The sequence below is a fragment of the Kitasatospora sp. NPDC001547 genome, from assembly GCF_042894165.1.
Classification (GTDB): domain Bacteria; phylum Actinomycetota; class Actinomycetes; order Streptomycetales; family Streptomycetaceae; genus Kitasatospora.
The window spans coordinates 657,318-674,052 of sequence record NZ_JBIAVL010000001.1 but is presented as its reverse complement, the minus strand read 5'-3'; the positions used below and the strand labels follow the sequence as shown (position 1 = coordinate 674,052).

Genomic DNA, 16,735 nt, shown 5'->3' with positions numbered 1-16,735 from the left:
CTTCCGCTACTCGGCCGAGAAGCGGTACACCGTCGTCGACCGGTACCTCTCCCCCGGGCGCAGGACGGTGGAGGGGTAGTCGGGCCGGTTGGGCGAGTCGGGGAAGTGCTGGGTCTCCAGCGCGATGCCCGCGTACGCGGTGTACCGGTGGCCGGAGCGGCCGGTCAGCGAGCCGTCGAAGTGGTTCCCGGTGTACACCTGGAGCCCCGGTTCCGTGGTCAGGCACTCGACCTGGCGGCCGCTCGCCGGGTGGCTCAGCAGGGCGGCCCGGCGCAGCCCGCCGCCGTCGAGCACCCAGGTGTGGTCGAACCCGCCGCCGGCCGCACGGATCTGGGGGTGCTCCGCGGCGACGCACGCGTCGAGCCCGCGGGCGCGGCGGAGGTCGAACGGCGTGCCGACGACCGGCTCGACCGGGCCGAGCGGGATCAGCTCCCCGTCCACCGGGAGGTACTCGGCGGCGTCGACGCGCAGCAGGTGGTCGAGCACCGTTCCGCGGCCCTCGCCGGCCAGGTTGAAGTAGGCGTGGTTGGTGAGGTTGACGACCGTCGGGGCGTCCGTGGCCGCCTGGTAGGTGATCGAGAGCGCGCCGTCGGCATCGAGCAGGTACGTCACCTCGGCGGTGACGGTTCCCGGGAACCCCTGGTCCCCGGCGGGGCTGCGCAGCCGGAACCGGACGCCGACCTGCCGGTCGGCCCGGACCGGCACGCCGTCCCAGAGGCGGGTGGCGAAGCCGTCCGGACCGCCGTGCAGGGTGTGGCCGGTGGACTGGGTCGCCAGGAGGTGCGTCGTGCCGTCGAGGGGCAGCACGCCGCCGGCGATCCGGTTGGCGTAGCGGCCGACGGTCGCGCCGAGGTAGGCCGCCCCGCCCAGCAGGTCCTCGACGCTGCCGCCGCCCAGGACCACGTCGGCCCGCCGCCCGGCCCGGTCCGGCGCGTGCAGGGCCTGGAGGCGGGCGCCCAGGTTGAGCACCTCCGCCGTCACCCCGCCGCCCCGGGAACCGAACGTCCACCGGGTGATGCGCCGGCCGTCCGGCATGGCCGCGGTGACCTCCTGGGACACCATCAGGTCACCGGTGGAGACGAGGAGGTCTCTGGCCACGGTCTGCTCCGTTCCTTGCGGGGCTGGGTGGGAGACGGCGACGCCCGCCCGGGTGGACGGGCGTCGCCGGTGGGCGCGTGCGGGGTCAGAACCCCTGGGCCAGCCGGTGGTAGGCCTGGTTCCAGCGCAGTTCCTTGGTGAACCGGCGGATCTCGGTGTCGGCGTCGATCACCACCAGCTCCACCGACAGCATCTCGGCGAGGTCCTCGAGTTCCTCGGTGCCGAGCGCCGCGGACAGCACGGTGTGGTGCGGCGCGCCGGCCGTCAGCCAGGCCTCGGTGGAGGTGCGCAGGTTCGGACGCGGCTTCCAGACGGCGCGGGCGACGGGCAGGTTCGGCAGCGGCGCCGGCGGCGCGACCACGTCCACCTCGTTGGCGACCAGCCGGAAGCGGTCGCCGAGGTCCGCGAGGCCGACCACGACGGCCGGGCCGGGCTCGGCGTCGAAGACCAGCCGGACCGGGTCCTCCCGCCCGCCGATGGAGAGCGGGTGGATCTCGCAGGAGGGGGTGGCGGACGCGATGCTCGGGCAGACCTCCAGCATGTGCGCGCCGAGGATCAGCTCGCGGCCGGACTCCAGGTGGTAGGTGTAGTCCTCCATGAAGGAGGTGCCGCCGGCCAGGCCGGTGGCGGCCGCCTTGAGGGTGCGCAGCAGGGTGGCGGTCTTCCAGTCGCCCTCGCCGCCGAAGCCGTAGCCGTCGGCCATCAGCCGCTGCACCGCGAGGCCGGGCAGCTGGCGCAGCCCGCCGAGGTCCTCGAAGTTGGTGGTGAAGGCCTTGAAGCCGCCCTGCTCGAGGAAGCCGCGCAGGCCGAGCTCGATCCGCGCGGCGTAGCGCAGCGACTCGTGCCGGTCCCCGTCGGCCCGCAGCTCGGGCGCGAGGCGGTAGCTGTCCTCGTACTCCTTGGTCAGCGCGGTGACGTCGCCGTCGTCCGTCGCGTCGACGGCGGCGACGAGGTCGTTGACGCCGTAGGTGTTGACGGAGACGCCGAAGCGCAGCTGGGCCTCGACCTTGTCGCCCTCGGTGACGGCGACGTCGCGCATGTTGTCGCCGAAGCGGGCGAGCTTGAGGCCGCCCAGTTCGGCGCGGCCGGCGGCGGCGCGGACCCAGCCGGTGATCCTGGCGGCGACGGCCGGGTCGGTGACGTGTCCGGCGACGGTCTTGCGGGGCACCCCGAGGCGGGACTGGATGTAGCCGAACTCGCGGTCGCCGTGGGCGGCCTGGTTCAGGTTCATGAAGTCCATGTCGATGGTCTGCCAGGGCAGGTCGACGTCGGCCTGGGTGTGCAGGTGGAGCAGGGGCTTGCGCAGGGCGTCGAGGCCGGCGATCCACATCTTCGCCGGGGAGAAGGTGTGCATCCAGGCGATCAGGCCGATGCAGTCGTCGGCGGAGTTCGCGTCCAGGCAGACCCGGCGGATCGCGCTCGCGTCGGTGAGGACGGGCTTCCAGACCACCTCGACCGGCACGGCGGAGTCCTGGTTCAGGGCGGCGGCGATCCGCTGGGACTGCTCGGCGACCTGGCGCAGCGTGTCCTCGCCGTACAGCCCTTGGCTGCCGGTCAGGAACCAGACCTGCCGGCCCTCCAGTGGCTTCTTCATGGGGTGGCTCCTCACCGGGCCTGGGGCTGGCCGTAGACGTTCTGGTAGCGGAAGTTGAGGCTGTCGATGTCGGCCTGGGCGATCGGCAGGGGCTCGCCCAGCTGACGGGAGATGTGCACGGTGCGGGCCACGTCCTCGCACATCACGGCGGCCTTGACGGCGGCCTTGGCGTCCTTGCCGATGGTGAACACGCCGTGGCTCTTCATCAGGACGGCGGGCGAGCGGTGGCCCTTGAGGGTGTCCACGATGCCGCGGCCGATCGAGTCGTCGCCGATCAGGGCGAACGGGCCGACCGGGATCTCGGCGCCGAACTCGTCGGCCATCGCGGTGAGGACGCAGGGGACGGCCTCGCCGCGGGCGGCCCAGGCGCAGGCGTAGGTGGAGTGGGTGTGCACCACTCCCCCGACCTCGGGCATGTGGCGGTAGACATAGGCGTGCGCGGCGGTGTCGGAGGAGGGGGCGTGCTCGCCCTCCACGACGTTGCCGTCGAGGTCGCAGACGATCATGTTCTGCGGCGTCAGCTCGTCGTAGGAGACGCCGCTGGGCTTGATCACCAACAGGTCCTCGCCGGGGACGCGGGCGGAGACGTTGCCGGCGGTCCAGACGACCAGGCCGTAGCGGACCAGTTCCTGGTGGAGGTCGCTGACCTGGCGGCGGATGAGGTCAAGGGACGCGTTCACGAATCCTCGCTCGGGGTGGTGAGGGCGGCGTTGCGGATGTCGCGCAGGCGGTGCAGGAGCTTGTCGGCGCCGAGTCCGAAGTGGTCGTGCAGGGCGCGGTACTCGGCGAAGAGCAGGTCGTACGTGTCGGCGGCGGCCGGGTCGGGCTGGTAGGCGCCCCGGTGCACCCGGCCCATGGCCTCGGACGCGGTCCGGACGTCCGGGTACGCCCCGGCGGCGACGGCGGCGTGGATCGCCGAGCCGAGCGCGGGGCCCTGCTCGGACTCGGCGACCGAGACCGGGCGGCGCAGCACGTCGGCGTAGATCTGCATCAGCAGGGCGTTCTTCTTCAGCCCGCCGGTGACGATGAACTCGGTGACGGGCACGCCGCCCTGCTCCAGGGCCTCCACGATGACGCGGGTGCCGTAGGCGGTGGCCTCCAGCAGCGCCCGGTAGACCTCCTCGGGGCGGGTGGCGAGGGTGAGGCCGGCGATCACCCCGGAGAGGTGGTGGTCGACCAGGGTGGAGCGGTTGCCGTTCATCCAGTCGAGCGCCACCAGACCGTGCGCGCCGACGGGTTGGGCGGCGGCCTTGCGGGTCAGCAGCTGGTGCGGGTCCTCGCCGGTCTGCTCGGCTTCGGCCAGGTAGTCGGCGGGCAGGCCCTGGCGCAGCCACCAGGCGAAGATGTCGCCGACGGCGCTCTGGCCGGCCTCGTAGCCGTAGGAGCCCGCGACGATGCCGTCCTGGACCACGCCGCACATGCCGGGGACGTCGGCGAGGGTCGCGCCGTTGACCACGTGGCAGGTGGACGTGCCCATGATGGCGAGGAGCCGGCCGTTCTCGACGGCGCGGGCGGCCGGGGCGGCGACGTGGGCGTCGACGTTTCCGGCGGCGACCGCGATGCCCTCCGGGAGCCCGGTCCACTCGGCGGCCCGCGCGGTGAGCGGGCCGACCCGGGAGCCGAGCGGGGAGAGCGGGTGCTCCAGGCGGGTGCGGGCGAAGTCGGCGAAGTCCGGGTGGAGCGCGGCGAGGTAGTCCTCGCCCGGGTAGCTCCCGTCCTGGTGGATGCCCTTGTAGCCGGCGGTGCAGGTGTTGCGGCTCTCGGCGCCGGTGAGCTGCCAGACGATCCAGTCGGCGGCCTCGATCCAGCGGGCGGTCGCGGCGTAGACGGCCGGGTCCTCCTCCAGGACCTGCAGCGCCTTGGCGTACTGCCACTCGGCGGAGATCCGCCCGCCGTAGCGGGAGATCCACTTCTCGCCCCGGGCGTGGGCCAGGGCGTTGATCCGGTCCGCCTGGCCCTGGGCGGCGTGGTGCTTCCAGAGCTTGGGCCAGGCGTGCGGGCGGCTCGCCCACGCGGAGGTCTCGGCGAGCGGGGTGCCGTCGGCGAGCACCGGCAGGACGGTGCAGGCGGTGAAGTCGGTGGCGATCCCGATGACGTGCGCCGGGTCGACACCGGCGGCGGCGAGCGCGGCCGGGACGGCGGTGCGCAGCACCTCGCGCCAGTCGGCCGGGTGCTGGAGCGCCCAGTCGGGCGGCAGCGACCGCCCGCTGCCGGGCAGTTCGCGCTCGATCACGGCGTGCGGGTAGTCGTGGACGGCGGTGCCCAGCTCCTCGCCGTCCCGGACGCGGACCACCACGGCGCGGCCGGAAAGGGTGCCGAAGTCGACGCCGACGACGTACCGGTCCGGCTCGGGGGCGGCGACAGGGATCACGGTCACTTTCTCATCCTTCGTACGGGAGAGCTGTGTTGGCGCCTGTCGCCGGTGCGGTCGTCGGCCGGGGCAGGGCGGCGCGCACCGGCGACAGGCTTCGTTCCGCTACCTCTCCCTCTGAAGGGCGGAACGTGTAGCCGTCGGCCGGGCGACCCGGAAGCGGGATGACGGCGGCCCGGCCGACGGAGCGGAAGGGGCGTTGTTGTGAACGCTCAGGCAGATTGTTAGCGCTAACAAAGTGGCTGTCAAGGGATGTCGGCGAGGCCGGAGCCCGTACGAACGGAACCCGCCCGGGTCGGGGTTTCCGGAGGCGGGCGCGCCGCGGACCGGACCGGAGCGGCGCTACCGGTTCAGCGCCCGGCCGCCGGCCCGGCGCTGCGCCGCAGCACCAGCTCCGGGGAGATCTGCAGATGGGTCGGCGAGGACGTGGCCGCCTCCAGCTCCCCGACGAGCAGTTCCAGGGCCCGCCGGCCGAGTTCGCCGAAGTCCTGCCGCACGGTGGTCAGCGGCGGGATGAAGTAGGCCGCCTCCGGAATGTCGTCGAAGCCGACCACGCTGATCTCGTCCGGGACCGACCGGCCGGCCTCGTGCAGGGCCCGCAGCAGACCGAGGGCCATGTGGTCGTTCGCGCAGAACACGGCGGTGATCTCGGGCAGTTCGGCGATCCGCAGCCCCGCCTGGTAGCCCGAGCGGGCGCTCCAGTCGCCGCGCTCGACCTCGGGCACGGGGGCTCCGGCCGCCTCCAGCGTGGAGCGCCACCCCTCCTCCCGGTCCTGACTCTCCAGCCAGTTGACCGGTCCCGCCACGTGGTGCACGGTGCGGTGGCCCAGGTCGAGCAGATGCCTGGTGGCCTCTCCGGCGCCGTAGCGGTTGCCCACCGACACCATCGGCACCTGGGTCTGGTTGCCCGAACCCACCGCGACCAGCGGCACCGAGCTGGAGAGCCGGGCCACCGCGCTGACCGCGGAGATCTGCGGCGCGATCACCACGACGCCCTCCACGCCCTGGTCGCGCAGCCGGTCGACGGCCTCCTGGACCGAACGGCCGTCAAGCGAGCGCAGGCTGGTGACGCTGACGAAGTACCCGGCGCTGCGCGCGGCCTGCTCGATGCCGTCCAGCATCGACGCGGGGCCGTACAGGGTCGAGTCGAAGCTGACCACCCCGAGGGTCTGCGAGCGTCGGGTGACCAGCGCGCGGGCGGCGGAGTTGGGCCGGTAGTCGAGCTCCCGTATGGCCGCCAGCACCCGGTCCCGGGTGTCGGGCCGCACGTGCGGGGCGCCGTTGAGCACCCGGGACACCGTCTGGTGGGACACCCCCGCCAGTTTCGCCACGTCCGCCATCACGGGCTGGCGCGATTCCGTCCCGGTGCTATCGGTTCCCACTCGCAGTTCCCTCCTCGGCTGCGGACCACAGTACGCGACCTGGTCCGGGCCAATCCGTCACCCTCGGTTCGACCGGCGGCTTCTTCATACCAGCCGTGCGGGGCGCTCACATCTGCCGACGTTGCCAAGTTAACGTTCACAGCCGCACCGCGAAGGTGAATACCGGGATCACCCGTGGGGCGACAGTGGCCGGTGGGCGGTCCGGCAGCCGGCGCGGCCGGCAGGTGCGGGCCCCGCTCGGGACGGCCGACGGGACACCGCGACCCAATGGTGATCCGACGCCTCTTGACGCCATCGTTGTGAGCGTTAACACTCATGTCACGCCAGGCCAGGGTGTCCGTAACCCCGATGCCCCACAGCCCCGAGGGACCACTCCCGGCCGGCCCCGCTCGACCGCTCCCAGCCCGCCCAGTCAGGGGACGCGCTGCGCCGGTCGCGGAACACCACTGGAGGAACTGTGCGGAAGATTTCGGCGGGCCTGGTCGCCGCCGGCCTGGTGCTCTCACTGGCGGCCTGCGGCCAGAGCGCCAACGGCGCCGGCGACGGCCCCGCCAAGGGGGACGCCAAGGGCGGTCTGGTCGGCATCGCGATGCCCACCAAGTCGTCCGAGCGCTGGATCAACGACGGCACCAACATGGTCAAGGAGTTCCAGGCCAAGGGCTACAAGACCGACCTGCAGTACGGCGACAACGTGGTGGAGAACCAGGTCTCCCAGGTGGAGAACATGATCACCAAGGGCGCCAAGCTCCTGGTGATCGCCGCCATCGACGGCGCCTCCCTCACCAACGTGCTGCAGAAGGCCGCCGACGCCCACATCCCGGTGATCTCCTACGACCGGCTGATCAAGGGCACCCCGAACGTCGACTACTACGCGACCTTCGACAACTACAAGGTCGGTGTCCTCCAGGGCGGTTACATCGCCGACAAGCTCGGGCTCAAGGACGGCAAGGGGCCGTTCAACATCGAGCTGTTCGCCGGCTCGCCGGACGACAACAACGCCACCTTCTTCTTCAACGGCGCCATGAGCGTCCTCAAGCCGTACATCGACGAGAAGAAGCTGGTCGTGCAGAGCGGCCAGACCGAGTTCAACCAGGTCGCCACGCTGCGCTGGGACGGCGGTGTCGCCCAGTCCCGGATGGACAACCTGCTGAGCAAGGCCTACACCTCCGCCCACGTCGACGCCGTGCTCTCGCCGTACGACGGCATCTCGATCGGCATCCTCTCCTCCCTCAAGGGCGTCGGCTACGGCACCGCCAAGTCGCTGCCCGTCGTCACGGGCCAGGACGGCGAGCTGGCCTCGGTGAAGTCGATCATCGCGGGCGAGCAGACCCAGACCGTCTACAAGGACACCCGCCAACTGGCCAAGGCCGCCGTCCAGATGGGTGACGCGGTGCTGACCGGCGGCAAGCCCGAGGTCAACGACACCAGCCAGTACAACAACGGCGTCAAGACCGTCCCGGCCCAGCTGCTCCAGCCGGTCAGCGTCGACAAGGACAACTACCAGAAGATCCTGGTCGACAGCGGCCAGTACACCGCGGACCAGCTCAAGTAGCCCGCGGGGCCCGACGGACGGGCCCTTGCCGAACCGGCGGTGCGGCGCCCCGAGACCGGCCCGCACCGCCCCGAACGATACGGACGCACACCCATGGCTGGACCCGTTCTCGAAATGCGGTCGATCAGCAAGTCGTTCCCCGGCGTCAAAGCACTCTCCGAGGTCAACCTGAGCGTCGCCGCCGGAGAGGTGCACGCCATCTGCGGCGAGAACGGTGCCGGCAAGTCCACCCTGATGAAGGTGCTCAGCGGTGTCTACCCGCACGGCACCTACGAGGGCGAGATCCTCTTCGAGGGCGAGCCCTGCCGGTTCAGGGACATCCGGGCCAGCGAGCAGCGCGGCATCGTCATCATCCACCAGGAACTGGCGCTGGTGCCGTACCTGTCCATCGCCGAGAACGTCTTCCTCGGCAACGAGCACGCCGCCCGGGGCATCATCAGCTGGCAGCGCACCCTCACCCACGCCGCCGAACTGCTCCGCCAGGTCGGCCTCGACGAGAATCCGCACACCCGGATCGCCGACCTCGGGGTGGGCAAGCAGCAGCTGGTCGAGATCGCCAAGGCGCTGGCCAAGAAGGTCAAGCTGCTCATCCTGGACGAGCCGACGGCCTCGCTGAACGACGAGGACAGCCGCAAGCTGCTCGACCTGATCCTCGAACTCAAGGCGCAGGGCATCTCCTGCATCATCATCTCGCACAAGCTGAACGAGATCGCCCGGGTCGCCGACTCCGTCACCATCCTGCGCGACGGGCGGACCATCGAGACCCTCGCGATCGGCCCCGAGGGCATCTCCGAGGACCGGATCATCCGCGGCATGGTCGGCCGCGACCTGGAGCACCGCTACCCGGAGCGCACCCCCGAGATCGGGGAGGTCGCCTTCGAGGTCGAGGACTGGAGCGTCCGGCACCCGCTCGACCAGCAGCGCATGGTGGTGGACGGCGCCTCGCTGAACGTCCGGCGCGGTGAGATCGTCGGCATCGCCGGACTGATGGGCGCCGGCCGCACGGAGCTCGCGATGAGCGTCTTCGGCCGCTCGTACGGGCGGTGGGCGTCCGGCCGGGTGCGGCTGCACGGCCGCGAGATCCGCACCCGGACGGTGCCCGAGGCGATCGGGCACGGCCTCGCCTACGTCACCGAGGACCGCAAGCACCTCGGGCTGAACCTCATCGACGACATCAGCCGGAACATCTCGCTGAGCGCGCTCGGCAAGGTCGCCCGGTACGGCCGGGTCGACCGGCACGAGGAGGCCAAGGTCGCCGAGTCCTTCCGGCGGACCATGAACATCAAGGCCCCGACGGTGTTCACCCGGACCGGCACGCTCAGCGGCGGCAACCAGCAGAAGGTCGTCCTCAGCAAGTGGATCTTCGCCGAGCCGGAGGTGCTGATCCTCGACGAGCCCACCCGCGGCATCGACATCGGCGCCAAGGCGGAGATCTACACGGTCATCGCCGAGCTGGCCGCGCAGGGCAAGGCGGTACTCGTCATCTCGTCCGAACTCCCCGAACTCCTGGGGCTGTGCGACCGGATCTACACCATGGCCGAAGGCCGGATCACCGGCGAGGTCGCCCGTGCCGACGCCACCCAGGAATCCCTCATGCGGCTCATGACCATGAGCGCCGCATCCAGCAACGAGCAGGTGTGAGGCATGGCCCAGACCGAGATCATCCCGGATTCGTCCCCGAAGGCGCCGCAGACCGGCCCGAGCCCCTCCATCGGCTCCGCCCTGGCCGGCGCGCTGCGCGGCAACGTGCGCCAGTACGGCATGCTGGTCGCGCTCGCGCTGATCGTCCTGCTGTTCCAGATCTGGACGGACGGCATCCTCCTCCAGCCGCTCAACATCACCAACCTGATCCAGCAGAACGGCTACATCCTGATCCTGGCGATCGGGATGATGATCGTCATCATCGCCGGGCACATCGACCTCTCAGTCGGCTCCCTGGCCGCCTTCGTCGGGGCCGCCGCCGCGGTGATGATGGTCAAGCAGCACCTGCCGTGGCCCGTGGTGGTGCTGGCCGCGCTGGTGGTCGGCGCCCTCGCCGGCGCCTGGCAGGGCTTCTGGATCGCCTACCTCGGGATCCCGTCCTTCATCGTCACCCTGGCGGGCATGCTGCTGTTCCGCGGCGGCACCCAGATCCTGCTCCAGGGCCAGTCGGTCGCGCCGTTCCCCAAGGGCTTCCAGAGCATCAGCAGCGGCTTCCTCCCCGAGGTCGGACCGCACACCGACTACCACAACCTCACCCTGCTGCTGGGCCTCGCGGTGCTGGCCGTCGCGGTCCTCCAGGAGCTGCGCGGGCGGCGCCAGACCGCCTCGTACGGGATGGAGCCGCTCCCGCTCGGGCTGTTCCTGGCCAAGCTCGCCGTGATCACGGCGGCCGTGGTCGCGTTCACCCTGCTGCTGGCCAGCTACCACGGCGTCCCGATCGTCCTGCTGATCCTCGGCGCCCTGCTGGTCGGCTTCGGCTACCTGATGCGCAACTCGATCATCGGACGGCACACCTACGCCATCGGCGGCAACGAGGCCGCGGCCAAGCTGTCCGGGGTGAAGAGCAAGCGGGTCGTCTTCCTCGCCTTCACCAACATGGGCGTCCTCGCGGCGCTCGCCGGACTGGTCTTCGCCGCGCGCCTCAACGCCGGTACCCCGCAGGCCGGCATCAACTTCGAACTGGAGGCCATCGCCGCCGCCTTCATCGGCGGCGCCTCCGCCAGCGGCGGCGTGGGCACCGTCCTCGGCGCCATCATCGGCGGCCTGGTGCTCGGCGTGCTGAACAACGGCATGTCGCTGGTCGGCGTCGGCACCGACTACCAGCAGGTCATCAAGGGCCTGGTGCTGCTCGCGGCCGTCGGCTTCGACGTCTACAACAAGCGCCGCGCCGGTTCCTGACCGGCCGGGCTCGGGCCGGTCCGGGAACGCGGGCGGGGCCGGGGTGGTGAGATGCGCTCACCGCCCCGGCCCCGCCCGTCCGGCTGTCCGGCTGTCCGCAGGCACGGACCACCGGACGGCACGCTCGCACGCCGCAGGACGGCCTCCGGTCAGACCGCCGCGGCCGGGAGCCCGACCAACTCGGCGGAGCCGCTGCGGTTGTGGCGCTCCTGCCACAGGTCCAGGGCGCTGCGGCAGGCGTGGTCGAGGTGGCGCAGGCCGGAGAGGTCGAGCCTGACCGGGCGGTCCGCGGGCAGCTCCTCCAGGGATTCCAGGGTCTCCAGCAGCCGGGGCAGCCGGAGGAAGGTGGCGTTCCCGTGCAGGGTCACCCGGACGGCGCCGTCGCCCGGATCGGTGACGGCGATCTGCAGGTGCGAGGTGTCCCAGGCGCTCTTGAGCACCGCGAGGAGCAGGCCGAGCAGCACGCCCTCCAGCAGGTTGGTCACCACGATGGCCAGCGCGGTGACCGCCAGGATCACCGCCTCCCCGCGGTCGGCCCGCCACAGCGGGCGCAGCGTGCGGAGCGGGACCAGCTTGGCGCCGGCGTGCACCAGCACCCCGGCCAGGGCGGCGAGCGGGATGGCGGAGAGCGCGGCCGGGAACAGCGCGGCGAAGAGCAGCAGCCACACTCCGTGCAGCACCCGGGAGGCCTTGGTGCGGGCGCCGGCCTGCACGTTGGCGGCGCTGCGCACGATCACGGCGGTCATCGGGAGCGCGCCGAGGAGCCCGCAGACGGTGTTGCCGACGCCCTGGGCGAGCAGTTCGCGGTCGTAGTCCGTCCGCGGGCCGTCGTGCAGGCGGTCGACGGCCGCGGCGCTGAACAGGCTCTCGGCGGAGGCGATCAGCGCGAACGCGAGCGCCGTACCGAGGACGCCGACGCTGCCGAGCGCCGCGAGGTCGGAGGCGCCGGGCAGGTGGACCACCCCGGCGAGACCGGCCACCCGGACCCGGGCCACGGGGAGGTCGAACAGGGCGGTGGCGGCCGTCGCGGCGGCGACGGCGGCGAGCGGTGCGGGCACCGTCCGGACCTTCGCGGGCAGCCGCGGCCAGAGCAGCAGCACCGCCACCGTCCCGGCGCCGATCGCCACGGCGGCGAGGGCGTGCGGGCTCCCGGCGACGTCGGCGGCCAGGCCCGGGAGGCCGGCCAGTTTGGCCAGGCCGTCGGCCGGCGCCTTGGCGTCGGCCAGGGCGTAGAGCTGGCCGGCGATCAGGACGAGGCCGATCCCGGCGAGCATCCCCTGGACGACGGAGACGGATATCGCCCGGAACAGCCGGCCGAGCCGGGCCGCGCCCATGGCGAGTTGGAGCAGGCCGGCCACGGCGGTGATGACGCCGAGGGCGGCGAGGCCGTGTTCCTGGACGGCGGCGAAGACCAGCACGGTCAGACCGGCGGCGGGGCCGGACACCTGGAGGCTGCTGCCGGGCATCAGCCCGGTCAGCACGCCGCCCACGATGCCGGTGACCAGGCCGAGTTCGGCCGGCACGCCGGAGGCGACGGCGACGCCCACGCACAGCGGGAGCGCGACCAGGAAGACGACGACGGAAGCGGGGAGGTCAGAGCGCAGAGTGCTCAGCCGAAGGGCGGGACGACGGGTCATCGGGTCCTCGGGAGAGTAGCGGTGCGGACGGTGTCGGTCCGGGGGTCGGTGGCGGCGCCGCGGCGCGCGGGGCGGGGTGTCCGCGCCCACCGGCGGCGGCACCCCGGTTCGCTGCGGCTTCACAGCGGCAGGAAGAGCCCGGCGTCGGGCCGGTGGGCGAGCACCAGCCCGGTGTGGATCTCGTAGAACCAGCCGTGCAGCCGGATCGCGCCCTCCTCCAGCCGCCGGGCCACGGCCGGGTAGCCGCGCAGCCGGTCCAGCTGGGCCAGGACGTGGCGCTGCACCGGCCCGGCGACCGTCGGGTCGAACACGTCCGGCCCGTCCGCGCCGAGTTCGGCCGGGTCGGCCTGGCGCAGCCAGGCACGGACAGCGGGGACGACGCTGAGGTCCTCGCCGCGGACCACGGCGCCGACGGCACCGCAGTGCGAATGGCCGCAGACCACGATGTCGCGGACGCCGAGCACCTCGACGGCGTACTCGATGGTGGCGGTCTCGCCCGAGGCGCGGTCGGCCCGGTAGGCGGGGACGATGTTGCCCGCGGTGCGGAGCTCGAAGAGGTCGCCGGGGTCGGCGTTGGTGATCAGGGCGGGCACCACGCGCGAGTCCGAGCAGGTGATGAAGAGGGCCTGGGGTGCCTGGCCGGCGGCGAGGCCGGTGAGTTCCCGGCCGGTGTCGCCGGCGCGCTGCGGAAAGGCGCGGGCCCGGTCGATGAGCGGATCCATGGGGTGTGCCTCCTTCGTGGCCCCGGCGGTTACGGCCGGAGGGGCGATGGTCGGGGCGGTGCCTCGGAACGGTGCCTCGGAACGACGGCCGCGGCACGCCACTGGGCCGCGTCGTCGTCGGTGCCGTCGCGGCGACCTGATGACGCGTCAAGAATGAGTAAAGCACGGCCATGGAGAGAGTAAAGACGCATTCCGGGCGCAATATGGGTCGATCTCGTTAACATCCTGTTGCCTCGAACGGCCTGGAGCCTTCCGCTCCGGAAAGCCGCCACCGGTCGCGCGCCCGCGGCCCCCGGTCCGGTCGAAGGGCTTCCGGACGGGCGGCAACCTCCACCGCGACGGCGGCAACTGACGGGCGACACCGTGGGCGGGCGGCCGAGCCGTCACGCCCCCGCCCGCGGTCCGGCCCGAAAAACCCGCGCCGGACCGGCAACCTTTCCCGCTCCGGCGGCCACTGAGTGGTGCGACGCCGACTCGATCTACCGAACTGGATGGGCATGAGGGCAACGAAGCACGCCGACCCGCGGGTGCGGCTGAGGCAGGGACTGGTCGTGGGGATTCCGGTGGCACTGGGGGCCGTCGGGGTGCTGGTGTGCCTGGTTCTCGCGCTCCTCCTGGGGAACGGGGGCGGTCCCGGCACCGACGCCGCGCGACCGGCCGCCGCCGCCGTCGCGGCCACCGAGGCGAGCACGCCACCCGGATCCGGCGACACCCCGGCCCCTGCCGCGCCCTCGGCGCCGCCGTCGTCGGCCGCCGCCCCCTCGCCCTCGGCCGCCGGCTCGTCCCCGTCGGCCGCACCGACGCCCACGCCCGCCCCCACGGCGCGGCCGTCGGCCACCACCGCCGTCCCCTCGCCCCCGGCCGCCACCGGCAGCGCCCGCGCGGTGCCGTCCACCGCTTCCCTGGCCGGGCGGATCAAGCCGGGCACGAGCTACCCCGGCGTCGCCACCTCCTACGACGCGGCCGACGGCAACGGCGCCTGCTCGTTCGGCCCGTCCGGCGACCTCATGGTCGCGGCGATGAACCACACCGACTACGAGACGTCCGCTGCCTGCGGGGCGTACGTGCTGGTCCGCGCCGCAGGCGGGGCGAGCATCACGGTGCGGATCGTCAACGAGTGCCCGCTGCCCTGCGCGCCCGGGCAGCTCGACCTGAGCCACGAGGCCTTCGGCAGGCTCGCCGAGCTCTCGGTGGGCCGGCTCCCGATCACCTGGACGCTGCTGAGCCCCGGCACGGCGCCGGACACCATGTCCGTCCGGTACAAGACGGGGTCCACCCAGTGGTGGTGCGGGATCCAGGTGATCGGCCACCGGAACCCGGTGGCCGCGCTGGAGGTCCGGACCGGCGGCGGCTGGCGGCGGTTGTCGCGCACCGACTACAACTACTTCCTCTCCCCCGACGGCGGCGGGTGCGGCGCAACCCTCAGGGTCACCGACGTCTACGGGGAGCAGCTGACCGTCGACGGGATCGCGGTGAAGCCGGACGTCGTCCAGCCGACCCCCGTCCAGTTCACCCGGCATTGACCGCGCCGCCCGCCCGTCGGTCGTCGACCGTGCCCCTCCAGGCCGGGCCCCGCCCCGCCCGGGAGCCGGGCACTGCTAGGCTCACACCGATTGTTAACGTTCACAATGCAAGGAGAGGGCGACCGGGGGACATGCTCCTCGATGACACCTCCGCGGAATTCCATGACTTCTTCGAGCGTCACCACGCCGAACTCGCCCGTCTCGCCCACCTCCTGACCGGCGGGGCGGACGCGGCCGACGACCTCGCCGCGGACGCCCTGGTCGCCCTGTGGCAGCGCTGGGACCGGGTCCGCGCGGCCGACCACCCGATCGCCTACGCCCGCGGGGTGGTCGCCAACATGGCCCGGGAGCGGATCCGCAGCGCGGTCCGCGAACGGCGCCGGATCCTGCTGTTCTGGACCCGCAGCCCCGACCGGACCGACGGACCGGACGTCGCGGCCGTGCTGGACGTCCGTGCGGCGCTCGCCCGGCTGCCGTTCCGCAAGCGGGCGTGCGTGGTGCTGCGGCACGCCTTCGACCTCTCGGAGAAGGACACCGCCGCGGCGCTGGGCATATCGGTCGGTACGGTGAAGAGCCAGACCTCGAAGGGGATGGCCGAGTTGGAGAGAGCGCTCGGCGCGGGATCGGTCGGCGAACTGACGGCAGGGAGGAGGAACCGGTGAACGAGCACATCGCCCGGCAGCTGCGCGAGGCCGCCGAGGCCCACCAGCCCGACCGCGCCCGGATGCTGGCCCGCGTGCAGCGCGGCACGGCCGGTCCCGCCGTCCGCCACCGCGCCCGGTCGGGCCTGCGGTCGTGGCCGAGGGTCGCGCTCGCGGGCCTCGCCGCCGCCGGCGCCCTGGCCACCGGCGGACTCGCCGTGGCCGGCATCGGCTCCTGGACCCCGCAGCCGTCGGGCACCGCCACCACCGCACCGGCCGACCCCTCGCCGACGCCCACGCCGACGCCGACGCCGACCCGGTCCGCTCCCCCGCCCGCCGCCCCGGCACCGGCGCCCGCGACCACCGCGCCGCCCGTCGGCACCCCGAGCAGCCCCCGACCGACCCCGTCGGCGACCGCCCGGGCCCAGAACGGTCCGCTCTGGTCGGAGGGGTCGATCGACCCGCACAGCACCGTCTACTGGGCCCAGAGCAACCTCACCCTCAGGACCACCCAGCCGCTCACCTCGCTCACCGTCGAACTGCGCGTCGCGCAGACCGGCGACGTGCGCGACACCGGCAACTGGCGGACCCTGCCGGTCGACGACTTCACCGTCACCGTCCAGGAGACCGGTGGCGCGCTGGTCTACCGCTGGGTGCTCAAACCGGGCCGTACCGTTCCGCCCGGGCAGCACGAGTTCGCCGGCCAGTACAACCACGCCACCGGCGTGCGCGGCTCGGCGAACGACGGCTACCGCGTGGACGCCCAGTCCGCGGGCGGCTCCGCATCGGTCTGGGGCGGCTTCTCCCCGGGCCGCTGACGGGACGGTCGGCTTCCGCCGAAGGGGCGGTCGACTTCTGCCGAAAGGGTGGTCGGCTTCCGCGGAAGCGGTCCGGGTGGATGCTCGCCCGGGCCGCTTCCGCCCGCACGCGCACTCACACCGTCCTCGCCCGCGGACACGACGGGGTGCCCGCTCGGTTGAACGGGCACCCCGGTCCGGGTTCGGATCGTCCGCGGCGAGGCGGCCGCCGACCCGGCCATCGCCTTGGACCTGGTCGGTCTCGGCGTCATCAGCCCGCCGAACGTCGCCACCGCGCGCGACCTGGTCCGGTCGCGCCTGGCAGGGCGCGGCGAGGGGCGGCCGCCCGCGACTGGGTGACGGGCGGCCAGGACGTTCCACGACACGTGCTTCACCAGTGGGAGCGCTCCCACTGTGCGGGATCGCCGTGAGCCGGTCAAGAGGCGCGACGCGTCCGGCGCCTCTTCGCACGAATCCCGGCAACTCCCCTTTTCCTCGGCGGCAGTTGGCGCTACGGTCGGTGGCCACCAGTGGGAGC

General features: G+C 72.8%; 13 protein-coding genes. 6 read left to right on the top strand and 7 right to left on the bottom strand.

The window, feature by feature from the left end; translation table 11 throughout:
* Positions 1 to 6 precede the first annotated feature (6 nt).
* The 5 genes from ACFY0X_RS02705 to ACFY0X_RS02685 all read right to left on the bottom strand — a co-directional run bounded on the left by ACFY0X_RS02705 (position 7) and on the right by ACFY0X_RS02685 (position 6,403).
* Positions 7 to 1,062, bottom strand: a complete 1,056-nt coding sequence (locus tag ACFY0X_RS02705) for an aldose epimerase family protein (protein WP_387748081.1) — start codon at positions 1,060 to 1,062, stop codon at positions 7 to 9.
* 121 nt (positions 1,063 to 1,183) lie between these two features.
* Positions 1,184 to 2,692, bottom strand: a complete 1,509-nt coding sequence (gene araA / locus ACFY0X_RS02700; protein ID WP_387748009.1) for an L-arabinose isomerase — start codon at positions 2,690 to 2,692, stop codon at positions 1,184 to 1,186.
* 11 nt (positions 2,693 to 2,703) lie between these two features.
* Complete coding sequence (locus ACFY0X_RS02695) at positions 2,704 to 3,372, bottom strand: L-ribulose-5-phosphate 4-epimerase (RefSeq protein WP_387748007.1); 669 nt, start codon at positions 3,370 to 3,372, stop codon at positions 2,704 to 2,706.
* Positions 3,369 to 5,069, bottom strand: coding sequence for a ribulokinase (locus tag ACFY0X_RS02690; RefSeq protein WP_387748005.1), 1,701 nt, complete (start codon positions 5,067 to 5,069; stop codon positions 3,369 to 3,371). The genes ACFY0X_RS02695 and ACFY0X_RS02690 overlap by 4 nt, the downstream gene beginning before the upstream one ends.
* A 344-nt stretch (positions 5,070 to 5,413) precedes the next feature.
* Entirely contained in the window at positions 5,414 to 6,403 is a 990-nt protein-coding gene (locus tag ACFY0X_RS02685; RefSeq protein ID WP_387748079.1) for a LacI family DNA-binding transcriptional regulator, read from the bottom strand.
* A 499-nt stretch (positions 6,404 to 6,902) separates the two neighbouring features.
* Between ACFY0X_RS02685 and chvE the strand changes: the two genes are divergently transcribed.
* The 3 genes from chvE (at position 6,903) to mmsB (ending at position 10,877) form a co-directional block, all read left to right on the top strand.
* A complete protein-coding gene (chvE, locus tag ACFY0X_RS02680) occupies positions 6,903 to 7,997 on the top strand; it encodes a multiple monosaccharide ABC transporter substrate-binding protein (protein WP_387748003.1) in 1,095 nt (364 codons plus the stop codon).
* Positions 7,998 to 8,090: 93 nt separating this feature from the next.
* A complete protein-coding gene (gene mmsA / locus ACFY0X_RS02675) occupies positions 8,091 to 9,638 on the top strand; it encodes a multiple monosaccharide ABC transporter ATP-binding protein (protein ID WP_387748001.1) in 1,548 nt (515 codons plus the stop codon).
* A 3-nt stretch (positions 9,639 to 9,641) separates the two neighbouring features.
* A complete protein-coding gene (gene mmsB, locus ACFY0X_RS02670) occupies positions 9,642 to 10,877 on the top strand; it encodes a multiple monosaccharide ABC transporter permease (protein WP_387747999.1) in 1,236 nt (411 codons plus the stop codon).
* A gap of 149 nt (positions 10,878 to 11,026) precedes the next feature.
* Here mmsB and ACFY0X_RS02665 read toward each other — a convergent pair whose 3' ends face one another.
* Positions 11,027 to 12,514 carry a SulP family inorganic anion transporter gene (locus ACFY0X_RS02665; protein ID WP_387747997.1) on the bottom strand — a complete coding sequence of 496 codons (1,488 nt, stop codon included), beginning with the start codon at positions 12,512 to 12,514 and terminating at the stop codon, positions 11,027 to 11,029.
* Positions 12,515 to 12,633: 119 nt separating this feature from the next.
* Positions 12,634 to 13,236 carry a carbonic anhydrase gene (locus tag ACFY0X_RS02660; protein ID WP_387747995.1) on the bottom strand — a complete coding sequence of 201 codons (603 nt, stop codon included), beginning with the start codon at positions 13,234 to 13,236 and terminating at the stop codon, positions 12,634 to 12,636.
* A 497-nt stretch (positions 13,237 to 13,733) separates the two neighbouring features.
* Here ACFY0X_RS02660 and ACFY0X_RS02655 point away from each other — a divergent pair, with 497 nt between their 5' ends.
* The 3 genes from ACFY0X_RS02655 (at position 13,734) to ACFY0X_RS02645 (ending at position 16,218) form a co-directional block, all read left to right on the top strand.
* The gene (locus tag ACFY0X_RS02655; RefSeq protein ID WP_387747993.1) at positions 13,734 to 14,759 is read left to right on the top strand and encodes an expansin EXLX1 family cellulose-binding protein; all 1,026 of its coding nucleotides are present in this window, start codon (positions 13,734 to 13,736) and stop codon (positions 14,757 to 14,759) included.
* A 131-nt stretch (positions 14,760 to 14,890) separates the two neighbouring features.
* Positions 14,891 to 15,421: a SigE family RNA polymerase sigma factor gene (locus tag ACFY0X_RS02650; RefSeq protein WP_387747991.1), complete on the top strand. Its 531-nt coding sequence runs from the start codon at positions 14,891 to 14,893 to the stop codon at positions 15,419 to 15,421.
* Entirely contained in the window at positions 15,418 to 16,218 is an 801-nt protein-coding gene (locus ACFY0X_RS02645; protein WP_387747989.1) for a hypothetical protein, read from the top strand. Before ACFY0X_RS02650 ends, ACFY0X_RS02645 begins: the two co-directional genes overlap by 4 nt.
* The last annotated feature ends 517 nt before the right edge of the window (positions 16,219 to 16,735 follow it).